This is a genomic window from Amycolatopsis orientalis DSM 40040 = KCTC 9412 (assembly GCF_000478275.1).
Classification (GTDB): domain Bacteria; phylum Actinomycetota; class Actinomycetes; order Mycobacteriales; family Pseudonocardiaceae; genus Amycolatopsis; species Amycolatopsis orientalis.
Window position 1 is genome coordinate 159,789 of record NZ_ASJB01000064.1, and the last position, 14,259, is coordinate 174,047.

At 69.2% G+C, this 14,259-nt stretch carries 16 protein-coding genes; 10 read left to right on the top strand and 6 right to left on the bottom strand.

Annotated elements, in window-relative coordinates; all coding sequences use genetic code 11:
* Window positions 1-156: 156 nt before the first annotated feature.
* The 4 genes from L324_RS41015 to L324_RS22430 all read left to right on the top strand — a co-directional run bounded on the left by L324_RS41015 (window position 157) and on the right by L324_RS22430 (window position 4,351).
* Window positions 157-1,770, top strand: coding sequence for a hypothetical protein (locus L324_RS41015; protein ID WP_152546960.1), 1,614 nt, complete (start codon window positions 157-159; stop codon window positions 1,768-1,770).
* 487 nt (window positions 1,771-2,257) lie between these two features.
* Window positions 2,258-3,199: a cold-shock protein gene (locus L324_RS44320; RefSeq protein WP_037311887.1), complete on the top strand. Its 942-nt coding sequence runs from the start codon at window positions 2,258-2,260 to the stop codon at window positions 3,197-3,199.
* 45 nt (window positions 3,200-3,244) lie between these two features.
* The gene (locus tag L324_RS22425; RefSeq protein ID WP_051174042.1) at window positions 3,245-3,571 is read left to right on the top strand and encodes a hypothetical protein; all 327 of its coding nucleotides are present in this window, start codon (window positions 3,245-3,247) and stop codon (window positions 3,569-3,571) included.
* A gap of 120 nt (window positions 3,572-3,691) precedes the next feature.
* Window positions 3,692-4,351 carry a hypothetical protein gene (locus L324_RS22430; protein ID WP_152546961.1) on the top strand — a complete coding sequence of 220 codons (660 nt, stop codon included), beginning with the start codon at window positions 3,692-3,694 and terminating at the stop codon, window positions 4,349-4,351.
* A gap of 100 nt (window positions 4,352-4,451) precedes the next feature.
* Here L324_RS22430 and L324_RS22435 read toward each other — a convergent pair whose 3' ends face one another.
* Window positions 4,452-5,084: a hypothetical protein gene (locus tag L324_RS22435; RefSeq protein WP_037311895.1), complete on the bottom strand. Its 633-nt coding sequence runs from the start codon at window positions 5,082-5,084 to the stop codon at window positions 4,452-4,454.
* Window positions 5,085-5,623: 539 nt separating this feature from the next.
* Between L324_RS22435 and L324_RS42470 the strand changes: the two genes are divergently transcribed.
* Window positions 5,624-5,836, top strand: coding sequence for a hypothetical protein (locus tag L324_RS42470; RefSeq protein WP_152546962.1), 213 nt, complete (start codon window positions 5,624-5,626; stop codon window positions 5,834-5,836).
* Window positions 5,837-5,912: 76 nt separating this feature from the next.
* Here L324_RS42470 and L324_RS22445 read toward each other — a convergent pair whose 3' ends face one another.
* Entirely contained in the window at window positions 5,913-6,368 is a 456-nt protein-coding gene (locus L324_RS22445; protein ID WP_037311896.1) for an ASCH domain-containing protein, read from the bottom strand.
* 473 nt (window positions 6,369-6,841) lie between these two features.
* Here L324_RS22445 and L324_RS22450 point away from each other — a divergent pair, with 473 nt between their 5' ends.
* Window positions 6,842-7,519, top strand: coding sequence for a site-specific integrase (locus tag L324_RS22450; protein WP_037311897.1), 678 nt, complete (start codon window positions 6,842-6,844; stop codon window positions 7,517-7,519).
* Window positions 7,520-7,697: 178 nt separating this feature from the next.
* Here L324_RS22450 and L324_RS22455 read toward each other — a convergent pair whose 3' ends face one another.
* Window positions 7,698-8,183 (bottom strand): hypothetical protein, encoded by a 486-nt coding sequence (locus L324_RS22455; protein WP_037311900.1) that lies wholly within the window; start codon window positions 8,181-8,183, stop codon window positions 7,698-7,700.
* A gap of 89 nt (window positions 8,184-8,272) precedes the next feature.
* Here L324_RS22455 and L324_RS22460 point away from each other — a divergent pair, with 89 nt between their 5' ends.
* From L324_RS22460 to L324_RS22475, 4 genes are read left to right on the top strand one after another with little or no spacing between them, the layout of a single operon-like run.
* Window positions 8,273-9,595 carry a M20/M25/M40 family metallo-hydrolase gene (locus tag L324_RS22460; protein WP_037311903.1) on the top strand — a complete coding sequence of 441 codons (1,323 nt, stop codon included), beginning with the start codon at window positions 8,273-8,275 and terminating at the stop codon, window positions 9,593-9,595.
* Window positions 9,595-10,473: an alpha/beta fold hydrolase gene (locus L324_RS22465; RefSeq protein WP_037311905.1), complete on the top strand. Its 879-nt coding sequence runs from the start codon at window positions 9,595-9,597 to the stop codon at window positions 10,471-10,473. The genes L324_RS22460 and L324_RS22465 overlap by 1 nt, the downstream gene beginning before the upstream one ends.
* A gap of 40 nt (window positions 10,474-10,513) precedes the next feature.
* Window positions 10,514-11,110 (top strand): winged helix-turn-helix domain-containing protein, encoded by a 597-nt coding sequence (locus L324_RS22470; protein ID WP_037311906.1) that lies wholly within the window; start codon window positions 10,514-10,516, stop codon window positions 11,108-11,110.
* Window positions 11,111-11,857: an SRPBCC family protein gene (locus tag L324_RS22475; protein WP_037311911.1), complete on the top strand. Its 747-nt coding sequence runs from the start codon at window positions 11,111-11,113 to the stop codon at window positions 11,855-11,857.
* A 74-nt stretch (window positions 11,858-11,931) separates the two neighbouring features.
* Here the strand turns inward: L324_RS22475 and L324_RS22480 are convergent, their stop codons facing one another.
* The 3 genes from L324_RS22480 to L324_RS22490 form a co-directional block, all read right to left on the bottom strand.
* Complete coding sequence (locus L324_RS22480) at window positions 11,932-12,153, bottom strand: DUF5703 family protein (protein WP_037311913.1); 222 nt, start codon at window positions 12,151-12,153, stop codon at window positions 11,932-11,934.
* On the bottom strand, window positions 12,150-13,163 hold the full coding sequence (locus L324_RS22485) for a YncE family protein (protein ID WP_037311915.1): 1,014 nt from the start codon (window positions 13,161-13,163) through the stop codon (window positions 12,150-12,152). The genes L324_RS22480 and L324_RS22485 overlap by 4 nt, the downstream gene beginning before the upstream one ends.
* Window positions 13,164-13,276: 113 nt before the next feature.
* A complete protein-coding gene (locus L324_RS22490; RefSeq protein ID WP_037311917.1) occupies window positions 13,277-14,242 on the bottom strand; it encodes an aldo/keto reductase in 966 nt (321 codons plus the stop codon).
* Between the last annotated feature and the right edge of the window lie 17 nt (window positions 14,243-14,259).

A 14,259-nucleotide genomic window follows, 5' to 3' on the forward strand; every position in this document is an offset into this window, starting at 1 on the left:
CGCTCGCCTGTGTTGCCGCTCAGCCTCGGCGGCCAGGGCGGGGTCCGGCACGGACTCCGGACGAAGTCGAACGGCGTTGCGGGCTCTTCACCAGCACAAGGCGGAGCGACCAGTAACGACGTGGTGGCGCCAGGAGACTGAGTACGGTGTCCGGCGGTGTCCGGCAGGCACCATCGGACACGCACCGCGCTGAGAACGGGAGTGGTCGGCATGGAGCCGGGGGAGATCGAAACGCTGGACCAGCTGGCCGACGCGCTGGATCAGCTACGCCGTGACCGGAACTTGTCGCTGCAAGGCCTGGCTGACGCCGCGCAGAAGCTGACGACTCCGGGCGGGCGGCAGCGGGCTCTTCCGCGTTCCACTGCCAGCCACCTGAAGAACGCGAAATCCTTGCCGCAGCGGGAAACGGTGGAGACCTGGCTCGCGGCGTGCGGTGTGCTGGGGGAGGAGGCGCAGCGGCCGTGGCTGCGGGCGCTGGACCGGGTCGCGAACTCCCACCAGCAGCGCCCGCCGGGAGCGGTACGGGTCCGTGACGCGCGGCCGCGGGTGCTGGGCGTGCACGCCGCGATCCAGGTCGACCAGACCGCCGGACACGATCCGGCCTCGTCCGGTCGGAACGAGCTGCCACCCTACGTACCGCGCGACTTCGACGCCGACCTGCGCACCAAGATCACCCTCGCCGGGCAGCAAGGCGGATTCGTCCTCGTGATCGGGGATTCGTCAGTGGGAAAGACCCGTGGGCTGTTCGAGGCGGTGCATACGGTGCTGCCGGACTGGTGGCTGCTGCACCCCAGCGGGGCCGACGTGCTGCGAGAGTTCGCCGGGCACCCGGCGGGCCGAACGGTGGTGTGGCTGGACGAGCTACAGGACTACCTCGATTTCCACGGAGGTGTTCCGGCGGGAGCGCTCCGCGCCATGATCGAGGCGGGGGTGGTGCTGGTCGCGACATGCTGGCCCGGCGAGTACACGAGGCGTGTCGCGTTGCCCGCACGTGATGAGCCTGACCCCTACGCCAACGACCGTCGGTTGCTCGACCTGGCCAGCGTACTCACCGTTCCCGGCACGCTCAGCACTGACGAACGCCGCCGCGCCGAGGACCTCGCCCACACCGATCGACGCATCCGGGTCGCCCTCGACACCCCGGACGCCGGCTTCACCCAGGTGATGGCCGCGGGCCCGGAACTGATCCGCCGCTGGGAACACGCACCCCCCTACGCCAAAGCGGTCATCACCGCCGTGCTCGACGCCCGCCGCGTCGGCGCCCACGCACCCCTGACCCGCGCCTACATCGAAGCCGCCGCCCCCGGCTACCTCACCGACCAGCAGCAGGCCACTCCGCCACCACGCTGGCTCGACGACGCTCTGGCCTACGCCACCGAACTGCTGCACGGCGCCACCTGCACGCTCTGCCCTGTCGCAGCGGGCATGGGGATCATCACCGGCTACCAGGCCGCCGACTACCTCCACCAGCACGCGCTCCGTACGCGCCGCACCGAACATCTTCCCGACATCGCCTGGCACGCCCTGCTCAGCCACCACCACCCCGACGACACCCACCTGCTAGCCGACAACGCCATGCGCAGCGGGCGAGTCCACGAAGCCTTCACCTTGTTCCAACAGCTCGCCCGCAACGGCGCCCCGTTCGCCGCTTCGCGGTTGGCTGACCTGTTGGCCGAGCGAGGAGACTTCGATCAGCTGCGCGAGCGCGCCGACGACGGCGACCCGTACGCCGCTGACCGGGTGGCTGGCCTACCGGCCGACCCGGAATAGGCGAGACACCTACGTGTGCACGCCGACAACAGCGACTGGCACGCCGAAACGTCATCCACCACTTATTGAGGGGTAAGGCAAAGTTGTCGTGACCGACACCCCCGACTGCGGGTTCTCCCGAAGCCGCTGCTGCCGATCATGTCGCGAAAGCCTCTTTCGGGACATGTGGTGTCCTGAAAGAGGCTTTCGCGGCACCTCGGTGAAGACTCCGGGAGCCGGGCATGTCTCCAATGTGGCATTGGAGACGCTGAGCGCCCCCAATGCCACATTGGAGACATCGGACCGCAGCGCGAGCCGATAGCGCACGCAACACGCCAAGTTCGCCTTACTCGCCAATGGACCTGGTCTCAAAACTCGGCGTGTCGCTAGGTGAACCAACGGCCCGCCTCTGGCTCCGCACCGCCCGTCTGTGGGCCCGGCCCGACGGACCGGAGGTCTGTCAGGGAGACTGGGTGTCAGTGCCCGCCCTCTCGACCTGGAGCTTTTTATGCCGCAAGGGACCGTCCGTTGGTTCGACGCCGAACGGGGTTTCGGCTTCCTCGCGCCCGAGGACGGCTCGCCTGATGTGTTCGTGCACGCCTCCGAGATCGTCGGGGACGGCGGCGCGAGAGTGCTCCGCGAGGGTCAGGCCGTCGTGTTCGAGGTCGGTGAGAACGACCGCGGGCCCCAGGCGCTGCGCGTTCGCGTCACCGCCGATGCGGCCACCGGCAGCGCCGTGGGCCTGCTCGGCACCGTCAACTGGTACGAGCCGGGCAAGGGGTACGGCTTCGCGTCGCCGGACGGCGGCGGCGCCGACGTCTTCGTGCACAGCTCCGCCATCGTGACCGGCGGCGTGGTCACCGAGGGGCAGCGGGTGGCCTTCCTGATCGTCGAAGGCGAGCGCGGCCCGCAGGCCGAGCACGTGATCCCGCTGGGAGCAGGGGCCGGCTCGCCCGCCGCGGCTGGTATCGCCGACGGTGCCGACGGCACGGTGGCCTGGTACGACGAGGACAAGGGCTTCGGCTTCATCAACCCCGACTCCGGCGCCGAGGACGTCTTCGTTCACGCCCGGGCCCTGGCCGAGGGGCTGACGTGGCTCGCGGAGGGCGACCGCGTCGCCTACGAGGTGGCTAGTGGAGACAAGGGCCCGCAGGCGCGCGACGTGCACCTGGTCCGGGGCACAGAGCCCCAGACAGTGCCGCAGCGGTCGGCACCGGCCGCGGAGCCGGCGGCGCGGGACGTGCCCGTACGAGGCGGCGAGGGCGTCGTCGCGCGCTACGACGCCGACCGCGGCTTCGGCTTCATCACCCCGGACGCAGGCGGCGACGATCTCTTCGCCCACGTGTCCGTGATCATGGGGTCGGAGCCGCTGCAGAAGGGTGACCGGGTCCGGTACGCGGTGCGTCAGAGCGACCGGGGCCCGCAGGCCGACCGCATCGAACGCCTCTGAAGAGGCGGCCCCACCGATGGCGGTCAGGAACAGTTCGCCAGGGATGTGGATCTTCTCTTCGCCCGGAACGGGATCGCGTTCACGATCGGCGACGACCGGTTCGTCACCCGGCTGGCGCCGGTCGAGGCGCGCTCCCTGGTGTCCGAGTTTCAGCCGGATACCGGGGACCTGGTCCTGGACGAGAAGCTGATCGACGCCGTTTCGCAGTTTCTCTCTCGGCGTCCTGCCGATCGGCAGGACGCGCTGGAGAAGCTGTGGGATGCCTGCGAGCGGCTCAAAACGCTCGAGCTGGTGGGACACCACGAGCGTAATGCCCAGCAATTACCTGACGACGACACCTGGGACTACCTTTCGTCCGGCTCGTGTCGCTGATCGCGTTTGTTCTTCGCCGGACAGGACGGATGTCCGGGTAACGGCGAGCTGGTCGGGTCGATACGCGCCGCGCGCCTAACGATCGGGGCCTTCACAGTGGGCTTGGATACGCCTATGAACGTGTTCGGCTTGCCCCTGGACGAGGTCTCGAAGCTCGGGAGCGGGATCGCCACCGGGTTGAAGACTGCGCGGGCCGTGTTCGCCATCATGCCGCCCGGGCCGGGCAAGGGGGCGAAGGGCAAGGACAAGCGCCGTGACGCCTACCTGGGCCTGCTGGCCGCGACCGGTGACCTGATCACGTGGCACTCCCATCTCGGCTTGATCGCCATGACGATGCAGCGCTGGGAGCCGTTCCCGTGGCGGCACACCACGACAGCGATCCACCAGGTCGCGGACGCGCGCGCGGCGATGTCGGCGTACCTGGCGGCGCTGTCGGAGGTCCGGCTGGTCGGCAACCCGGAACCTCGCGCCGCCGCCGAGGAGATCACCGCGGTCCTGGGGGAGCTGTTCGATGTGTTGCCTACCGCGAAGAGGGCCGCCGAGCGTGACACGCAGATCGCCTTGACGAGCCGGTGGATGCTCAGGCTCGGCGAAGCCCAGAAGGACTTCGTCCTGGTCGCGCGGCGTGATCTCGGCTTCGCAGGAAAACTTCGCACGCGGTGGTGGCAGCTCTGGCGTCGGCGCTCGGGGGAAGAGTGGCCGGGTGGCTGGCCGGGCAAGACCGCCGCGCTGGTGATCGAAAAGCCAGCGACGAGCCCCAGCTCATCCGGCTCGTTGTGAGCGCGGCGAGTCGCCAGTCCAGCAGCCGGCTCTGCCCCGCACCCGCCGGTCGCGAAGAACCTGTCGGAGAAGGAGCGGGAGACCGTCTACCACCGGAGCATTAGGCCAGTTCGTTGACCGTTTTGCCGTCCCCGTCCAGGATCTTGATGGTCGGCCGGTCGTTCTCGTCGACCTGGAGCACGATTCGCGGCCGCCCTTGGGAATCGCACAACGCCAGCTGCGCGCCGAAGTTGGTGTGGCAGCCGAAGGCCGCGCGCGGCGTGGCACGGACGCCGGGCCCCGCATCGGGATCCGGAATGCCGTTGATGGTCAGGCCCGCGCCACCCACGCCGTCCTTCGCGGACAGGCTGAGATTGATCCCGTCCACCGCGTGCGGGTAGTCGAAGGCGATGTGGCCGCCGTTGGGATGGACGAGCAGGCCGCCCTTTTCGTCACCGGTCTCGTCGTTGAAGATCAGATAGGAGCCGTTCTCCGGTCCTGAGCGCCGCTCGGGCGGATAGGTCTGGCCGTCGATGATCAGTGGCGGCTTACGACTGTCGAGCAGGAACCGCTGCCGTCCTCGCTTGTCCACCACGGTGAACGACGGGCTCACCTGATGCTTGCCGTCCACAGTGGAGTCCACAGTGGAGTCCACAGTGGAGTCCGCCGCGGCCGCTGTGCCGCCTGCCAGTAACGCGCCGCCGGCGGTCGCGGCCAGCCCGAAGGCCGCCCGTCGCCCGAGATCCCCTGTCATCGCCCAGTCTCCTCAAGTCGGTTCCCGGACGCTAGCAAAGATCATCGCGCGATGTGACAGATAGCCAACATCTGTCACTCGCATGGTCTAGCCTGGGCCGCACGATGCCGAGGCAGTCTCGCCTCAGCCGCGGCGGGTCTGTGTCCGGTCCGCCGCGGCCGAGAGTGGACACGGCCTAGTCGGGCCTGCCGACCTGGGTGTTCGACAGGTCGAGACCGATTGCGAAGTCCGCCGTGTAGCCGTTCCCGGCCTGCAGCGGACGCAGCAGCATTTGGGAGCCGCCGTTGCGATAGATCGAGTCCCGGTTGTTGGTCGTGTCGGCCGGACCTTTCCGCCGGTACGGTTCGGTCCGCAGATAGGCCGCGCTGAACTCGGGCGTGAAGTAAAGCTGCGAGGTGAACTCGTACGGCCTGCCGTTCGTTCCGACGGTGCGTATCTTGACGTGGATATGCAGCGTGCGTCCCGAATACCAGCCCGGCAGAATGGTGGTGAACCGGGCTGTTTAACGGTTTTACTGACTCTGGTTAACAAATTGGGTAGTGAGCGACGGGGAGGGTTTCGGAAAAGCCCTGATCCAATCGCAAAACCTACTTCGCTACGCCCTTGCACGGCGTCAGAAAGACCGGATCGACGATACCGAGCCGGCGCCCCCAGCGGAAAAGATCGTGCCGCAGGGCTCCGGATCGCGTTTCTGCCCGGGCTGCCTGGTCGAACGCGAGGACCGGTGGCTGCTGCGCCGGCGGCTGTCCTGAACGTTCGCCTGCGCCCGCCATCACGTTCTGCTGCACGATCACTGCCCTTACGACGTGATGAACGATAGGAGGATGGCTAATTGACGGGGCGAAGATCGGTGATGAGGCGGAAGCGTTGCAGAACCGCCAGCGTCGTGTCGTCCACGGTGAACTCGGGGTCTTCCAACGCCGCACGCGTCTCCGCACTGTGCCAGAACCGCTCATGGCTCGCCCGCCACTCGGCCATGCTGGCGTCCCCCTCTCCCTCGTCCACCACGTGAGCGAGATCCACCTGCGCCAGCGGGACGACGCGTACGCCGGTCACCTCGATGACCGCGACTGGACGGTCGTCCGAGTCGATGACCACCGAACGGCTCCCGACTTCCGGCAGCGGCTCCCCCTCGTGCTCGTAGTCGACGACGAGGCCTGTGGTGGAGGTCTTGGAACCGTTGAGGATTGCCGTGACAAGCTGGTCACGCAGTGGGCCGGGGAAAGCGAACTCAGCCCTGGGCATCGACGCGAAGTCTGCGGGTGGGATGGCGTCATTCGTCATGCGGTCACAGTAATGACCCATTCCGCGCAACCAAGCAGCACGTAGAGGACAGCCTTCGGTACCGGTATCCCCAACATCAGGAACCGGGCAACGGCATTCCGATCTGCTTCGACAGTGCGGCAGATCAGCCAGCAGCCGCCTCGATCCGTCCCAGAACCTGCCAGCCGGTTCACAGCAGGCACGCCTACTGGAGCTTGATGACCGCGGTGGCCAGGCCGCTAAGCAGCTTCACGCCCCAAATAAGCCGGAACATCTGGTAGGTCTGTCCCGCCGGAGGGTTGGACCTGGTTCGGTGACTGGCATGTCTCCTGCGCCCGCTGATCCCTGGTATGCATCCGGAACATTCTGGGCGATCGTCGGCGTGGCGATCGTGTTCGGTATCGGTGCGATCGTGGCGGCGTATCGATACCGAACACCCGCGACGGCTGCACATAGGTCGCCAGCTATCCGGAACGAGGAGTGCGATAGGGACCGTGACCGCGATCCGGACCGCCGAGTCCGCGCCAACGGGCGCCGCCGCGCTCGCTGCGTTGGCCGCGCACCTGTCGGCCGCCCGCGGCCGCTCGGGTTACCTCACCGCGCCGAACACAATCAAGGCGTATCTGTCCTCCGTGGCCGCCGTCGTTGATCCGGCCGCGTCGGTTGCCGTGCTCGATACCGAGCCGGGCGCCGCCGCGCTGCGGGGCGCGATCGTCGCGCGATGGGGGAGTGCGGCGGCGACGTTCAACGCCAGGCGCGCCGCGCTCGCCGCCTTCATCGGTTTCTGCCGCGACCGCAGCTGGATCGCCAGCGACCCGCTCGCCAGCCTGCCCGGCTCCTCACAGCCGAAACGGGGCCCGCGCGCCCGGTCGCGTGCCGAGGTCGACCGGCTCCTGCGCAACTCCCGCGCCGGCGTCGTGTGCAAGGGCAGCGCGCCGGACATCGTCACCTGGGACCGCGGCGGCCTGACCGCCCGGCTGCTCGCCCGCTACCTCGGCGTGCACACCCGCGGCCCGCTCTTCCTCACCGTGCGCGCGGCGAAAGGCAACGCCGGCCCGGCCGGCCTCGATCCGGACACTGGCCGCGTTCGCTACGGCTACGACGCCGCGCTCATAGCGCTCAAGAAGGCCACCGGTGGCTGGACCCTGCACGACCTGCGCCACTCCGGCTGACCCATATCGCCGGAGACGGCCGGGACGTCACGCATGTCGTGGTCAAAGCGGGACCAGGACGTCCGCAGCGCCGCCGCTGTTCCGGGTGAGCGCGTCGTTAGCACACGGCGGCGACTAACGACATAGCGGCGACTGGCCTGAGCGTGAGGGGAGGCTGGTGACGCTGTGGTGCTGGTGGTCAGGGAGCGGTGTCGGCGAGGACGTGGCCGCCTGCGACCGGGTCGATCGTAAGGCCCGAAGTGTCGACGACGTATTCGGCTTCGTCTCGGTCGGTGTTGCGGGCCTGCAGGCGTTCGGGTTCGACGAGGGCTGTCCAGATCGCGCCCGGCAGGCGGTTGCCGAAGCCGCCGGCGGCGGTGAACAGCGTCCGCCAGCGGCCGCGGCTGAGTGCGAGGTCGGGTCGTTCGGCGTGTGACCAGGCGAGCCCGACGAAGTCGCTCAGCGTGTGGTCGGTGATGAGGCGGTGCCGGTGCAGGGCGTTGAGCAGGACGGGCATGTCGTCGCCGGGCACCCGGTACGGGGCGACCGCGAGCTGGTCCGTGGTCAACGCGACGCCACGTTTGATCAGGTGGGTGGCCAAGGCGACGACCTCAACAATGACCGGGATGCCGAGGTCGTCCGACGGTTCTGCGGAGTCGTGAAGCTGAAGCTCGTCGTCAGGCATGAGGGCTCTCCCAGGCAGGTGGCCGTCACACGCCGTCCACCGAGCGGTGGCAACGGGTCGGACGGCTCCACCAATGGTAGGAATGCCTGGTGACCGAACCGAATCTGATCGAAGCAGCCGCCGAAGAGGCAGTCACCCTCACCAGTGAACTGATCCGTATCGACACCACCAACACGGGTGACCCCGACACGCTGGTCGGTGAACGCGCCGCGGCCGAGTACGTGGCCGAGAAGCTCACCGACGCGGGCTACGAGATCACCTACGTCGAGTCCGGCGGCAAGAACCGGCACAACGTGATCGTCCGGCTGGCCGGCGCCGACCCCTCGCGCGGCGCGCTCCTGATCCACGGTCATCTCGACGCCGTCCCCGCCGACGCCTCTGAATGGTCGGTCCACCCGTTCTCCGGCGCGATCCAGGACGACTACGTCTGGGGCCGCGGTGCCGTTGACATGAAAGACATGTGCGGAATGGCGCTCGCGCTGGCCCGCCACTACAAGATGAACGGCATCGTGCCGCCGCGCGACCTCGTGTTCGCGTTCCTCGCCGACGAGGAGGCAGGCGGCAAGTACGGGGCGCAGTGGCTGGTCGAGAACCGGCCCGAGCTGTTCGAGGGTGTCACCGAGGCGATCAGCGAGGTCGGCGGTTTCTCGATCACGCTGAAGGACAACGTCCGCGCGTACCTGATCGAGACGGCGGAAAAGGGCATCCGCTGGATGAAGCTGCGGGTGCGCGGCACCGCGGGGCACGGCTCGATGATCCACCGCGACAACGCCGTCACCAAGCTCTCCGAGGCCGTCGCCCGGCTCGGCAACCACCGGTTCCCGCTGGTCATGACCGACTCCGTCCGCGAGTTCCTGGACGGCGTCACCGAGATCACCGGCTGGGACTTCCCGGAGGACGACATCGAGGGGTCCGTCGCCAAGCTCGGCAACATCTCCCGGATGATCGGCGCGACCCTGCGCGACACGGCGAACCCGACGATGCTCACCGCCGGCTACAAGTCGAACGTCATCCCGTCGGTCGCGGAGGCGTCGGTGGACTGCCGGATCCTGCCCGGCCGCCTCGAAGCGTTCAACGCCGAGCTGGAGGAGATCCTCGGCCCGGACATCGAGAAGGAGTGGATGGAGCTGCCGCCGGTCGAGACGACCTTCGACGGCGCGCTCGTCGACGCGATGACCGCCGCGGTCCTCGCCGAGGACCCGGGCGCCCGCACGCTCCCGTACATGCTCTCCGGCGGCACCGACGCGAAGTCGTTCCAGTCCCTCGGGATCCGGAACTTCGGCTTCGCCCCGCTGCAGCTGCCCGCGGACCTCGACTTCTCGGCCCTGTTCCACGGCGTCGACGAGCGCGTCCCGGTCGACGCGCTGAAGTTCGGGGTGCGTGTACTCGACCGCTTCCTGCGCTCAGCCTGATGCCCGGTCTGCTGGTCGCCGACGGAACACCCCTGCATTTCGAAAGCTGGGGTGCTTCGTCGGCGCCGGTGACCGTGGTGCTCCTCCACGGCTACGCCCTCGACAGGCGGAGCTGGCGCGCCATCGCCCCGGTGCTGGCCGAAGCCGCCGAGGAACCGATCTCGGTGCTGGCCTACGACCAGCGAGGACACGGCGAATCCGGTGACGTCCGGCCCGCGTCGGCGACCATGGGACATCTCGCCGACGATCTCGCCGAGGTCATGGAGAAGGTGATCCCCGACGGCCGGGTCGTACTGGTCGGCCACGACATGGGCGGTCTCGCGATCCTCTCGCTCGCCCAGCGGCACCCGGACGTCTTCGCGGCGCGGGTGGCGGGGATCGGCCTGCTCGCCATGTCGGCCGGCGGTGTCACCCCGGACGCGATCTGGCCGAACGCGCTCGGGAAACTCGGCCGGGACCTGGAGATGGTCTTCGGGACGAAGCTGATCGGCCTGGTGCGGGAACGTACGAGCAAGGCCGTGACCGCCGGGTTGCGGTGGTGGCTCTTCGGAGACGATCCGGTGCCCGGCGACGTCGAGCTGACCGTGCGGATGATCCGCGGCAACTGGCCGCATACCGTCTCGGCGTTCCGTCCGGCGCTGGACGCCTACACGCGGGAATCGGCGTTGTCTCAGGTCGGCGCGGTGCCGGTGACGGCGATCGTGGGGGAGCGCGACAAGCTGGTGCCCACGGCCGACGTCGAGGAGCTGGCGGACGCGGTGGAGAACGGCACGGCCGTGGTACTGCCCGGGGTCGGGCACGTTGTCCCGCTGGAAGCGGCCCCGCAGGTGGTACCGCGCCTGCTCGCGCTGGCAACCAGGGCCCGCCGACAAATCTAGGTTCCTTGACAAGTTCTCTTTTCGGTGGGACCTTCGTGCCATGTTCTCCGTTGCGGTGATCGAGGACGCGGAAGCGGCCGAAGTGTCGCTGGATCCGGTCCGGGCCCGGCTGCTGGCCGAACTCGCCGAACCTGCGTCGGCCACGATGCTGGCCGGGCGGGTCGACCTGCCGAGGCAGAAGGTGAACTATCACCTGCGTGCGCTGGAGAAGCACGGGCTCGTCGAGCTCGTCGAAGAGCGGCGCAAGGGCAACGTCACCGAACGCATGATGCGCGCGACAGCGTCGTCCTACGTCATCTCGCCGACCGCGTTGTCCGCGGTGCAGCCCGATCCGGCCCAGTCGCCGGACCGGCTGTCGGCGCGCTGGCTGCTCGCGGTCGCGGGCAGGCTCGTCCGCGACGTCGGCCTGCTGATCACCGGTTCGGCCAAGGCGCGGAAACGGGTCGCGACCTTCGCGATCGACGGCGAGGTGCGGTTCTCCTCCGCCGCCGACAGGGCCGCCTTCGCCGAAGAACTCACCGTCGCGATCACGAATCTGGTGAGCAAGTACCACGACGAAGGCGCCGAACACGGGCGCGACCACCGCATCGTCGTCGCCGTCCACCCGAGCGTCAAAACCGAGCCCGAGGAGCGCTGAATGGGCCACGAATTCGAGCTCGCCGACCGTGCCGAGGTCGACGCGACGCCGGAACAGGTCTGGGACGCCATCGCCACCGGTCCGGGGATCACGTCGTGGTTCATGGGGCGCAACGAGGTCGACGGCGGCGTCGGCGGCACCGTGAAGACCGCTTTCGGTGACTTCGAACCCTCGTCCGCGATCACCTCGTGGGACCCGCTGGAGCGGCTGGTCTACGGTACGGAACCCGCGCCGGACGGGCGATTCGTCGCCTATGAGTTCCTCATCGAGGCCCGCTCGGGCGGCAGCACGGTGCTCCGGACCGTGACGAGCGGATTCCTGCCCGGCGACGACTGGGAGGACGAGTTCGAGGCGATGACCAGCGGCACCGAGCTGTTCTTCCGCACGCTGGTCGAGTACCTGAACACCTTCGCGGGACGGAAAGCCGTGCCGCTGACCGCGTTCGGGCCGCCGATCGGGGACTGGGACCGCGCCTGGCTCACCCTCGGCCGGGAACTCGGGCTGGCCGGACGGCCGGAGACGGGGGACCGGGTCCGGCTGTCCACCGGGTCGATGTCCACTGTGGACGGCGAGGTCTATCTGGCGAACGCGCAGACCGTCGGGATCAGGACCGCGGACGCGCTCCTCCGGTTCGTCCGCGGTTTCCGGGGGCCGATGGTCGCGATGCATCACCTGTTCGGCGACGTCGATCCCGCGGAACAGGACGCGCTGTGGACGGACTGGCTCGCCCGGGTGTTCAGGAGCTGAAGGACGCTTTCCCCTCATCTCACGCGGTGAAGGGCGCTTTCCCCGCATCGGATGCGGGGAAAGCGCCCTTCAGCTCAGGTGATCAGGCCGGGCAGGGGATTGGCGGTGCGCTTGCGGCGCAACCACACCCTTCGCGTCCCATCGGAGTAGAGCCGGACGGTCGAGAGTTCCCAGCCGGCGAACTCGGCGTGGATCGACAGCTGCGTCGCCGCCGCCCGCCGGGAAACACCGGGAGGCAACTGCAGCCGCCGGTACTCCCAATCCCCTTCGACCACCGCCTCGTCCACAACTGTCATGGCGTGATCACCTGGATCCCTTCTCCGATGGCCGAGCCGACGACCACGCGGCCGCCCTGCTCGTCGACGGTGACCGAATCTGGCTGCCGCACGGTCGGGAACCGGTGCTTCTCGATCGGCTCGCCGCCGCGGACGTCGAAGCCGACGACCTCGTTGCGTTCGGTGAGGGTGACCCAGACGAGGCCGCGGGTGCGGTCGTAGGCGAGGCCGTACGCCCCGCCGGGGACCGGGTAGCGCTGGCGCAGCAGCAACGGCGTCGTGGAGAACGCCAGCAGTGCGCCCGCACGCGCGTCGGTGACGAAGACCCGGCCGAAGTCGTCGGTGACCGCGTTGGCGGCGCCGTCGCCCGCCCGCAGGCCCTCGCCGATCTTGCCCTCGGCGAGGTTCACCGAGAACAGCGCGGTACGCAGCCTGTCCAGGACGACGACGCCGTCACCGGTGTTCAGCACGTCGTCGGCGCTGTAGATCTGGCCGGTGATGGTCTTCGGACCGGCGGTCTTGCTCAGCACCTCGACGGCCTTGCGATCCCGGACCGAGACCAGCGTCGCGTCGCCGTCGGCGAGACCGGCCGACGGCTGCCCCGTGACGGGGACCGTCTCGAGCGCGCCGCCGGGAAGGGACACCTTCGCCAGCACACCCTTGTCCGGGACGCTGGCGATCACCTGCGAGTTCGAGACCGTGAGCCGCTCCGCCGGGCCGGGAAGGGGCACCGTCGTCTTCGGGGCGTCGAGGGTGGCCAGGTCGTAGATGCGCAGCGATGGCGGCTCCGAGACGGCGACGACCAGCGTCTTGCTCGCCGCGTCCGTGGCCAGCGCCTTCACCTTGGGCCCGGCGAACACCGAGCCGGCGGGCTTGGCCGCCACTGCGGGGGAGACCGCCGCGGTGGCCGCAACGGGGTTCTGCACGATCTGCAGGGTGTCGTTCGGCGTGTCGTCCGTACCGCAGGACGAGAGCACCAGGACACCGGCGAGCGGGATCGCGATCCGGGAAACGGCGGACAGCCGACCCACCTTGGTGCCTCCACCTGCTAATCGTCGAACGGACTTGTCCAGCATCCCCCAGGAACCCCACCGCGTCACGTCTGCGTCACTCAACAGTCACCTAAACCACTCACTGAGACGGCTCACAGGCCGCGTTCCGGGTATCCGACCTCGATCGCGCTGACGTCGTCGAGCGCGGACCGGATGGCGGGCGGGAGCGTGATCTCCTCGGCCGTGAGCGACCCGGTCAGCTGCCCGGTGTCACGGGCTCCGACCACGGGCGCGACCACTCCGGGCCGGTCGCGGACCCAGGCCAGCGCGACGGCCAGCGGAGAGGTGCCGAGGCCGTCGGCGGCGGTCGCGACCGCCTGCACGATCCTGGCCGCGCGGTCGGTCCGGTGATGTTCGACATAGCCCGCGAAAACACTCGAAGCGCCGCGCGAATCGGCGGGCGTCCCGGTGCGGTACTTGCCGGTGAGCACGCCCCGGCCGAGCGGCGCCCAGGGCAGGATCCCGATGCCGTGGTGCTCGGCCGCCGGGACGACTTCGCGGTCGATCCCGCGCTCCAGCAGCGAGTACTCGACCTGCGTCGAGACCAGCGGGGCGACGGCGGAACTGCGGCTCGCGGCCGTCGCCAGCTGCCAGCCGGAGTAGTTGGAGACGCCGACGTAGCGGGCCTTGCCGCTGGTAACGGCGTAGTCGAGGGCGGCGAGGGTCTCGTCGACCGGCACGGTGGTGTCCCAGGCGTGCAGCTGCCAGAGGTCGATGTGGTCGGTGCCGAGGCGGCGCAGCGAGCCTTCGAGCGCGCTCAGCAGGGCCCCGCGGGAAGCGCCGCCGCCGAACGGGCCGTCGGTGCGGCGGGCCACGGCCTTCGTCGCGAGCACGATGTCGTCACGCGGGACGAGGTCGCCGAGCAGCGCGCCGAGGACGCGTTCGCTCTCGCCTTCGCTGTAGATGTCGGCGGTGTCGACCAGGGTGCCCCCGGCGTCGACGAACGCGACCAGCTGGCTGGCCGCCTCCTCCGAGTCGGTGTCGCCACCCCACGTCATGGTCCCGAGGGCCATCCGCGAGACCCGCAGTCCCGACCGGCCGAGCTGTCGCTTTTCCACGACGGGCGAGCCTAGCC

Coding starts and splice junctions, on each gene's coding strand:
- L324_RS44320 (WP_037311887.1), top strand. CDS start 2,258: ATGCCGCAAGGGACCGTCCGTTGGTTCGACGCCGAACGGGGTTTCGGC.
- L324_RS22435 (WP_037311895.1), bottom strand. CDS start 5,084: ATGACAGGGGATCTCGGGCGACGGGCGGCCTTCGGGCTGGCCGCGACC.
- L324_RS22445 (WP_037311896.1), bottom strand. CDS start 6,368: ATGACGAATGACGCCATCCCACCCGCAGACTTCGCGTCGATGCCCAGG.
- L324_RS22455 (WP_037311900.1), bottom strand. CDS start 8,183: ATGCCTGACGACGAGCTTCAGCTTCACGACTCCGCAGAACCGTCGGAC.
- L324_RS22465 (WP_037311905.1), top strand. CDS start 9,595: ATGCCCGGTCTGCTGGTCGCCGACGGAACACCCCTGCATTTCGAAAGC.
- L324_RS22470 (WP_037311906.1), top strand. CDS start 10,514: ATGTTCTCCGTTGCGGTGATCGAGGACGCGGAAGCGGCCGAAGTGTCG.
- L324_RS22475 (WP_037311911.1), top strand. CDS start 11,111: ATGGGCCACGAATTCGAGCTCGCCGACCGTGCCGAGGTCGACGCGACG.
- L324_RS22480 (WP_037311913.1), bottom strand. CDS start 12,153: ATGACAGTTGTGGACGAGGCGGTGGTCGAAGGGGATTGGGAGTACCGG.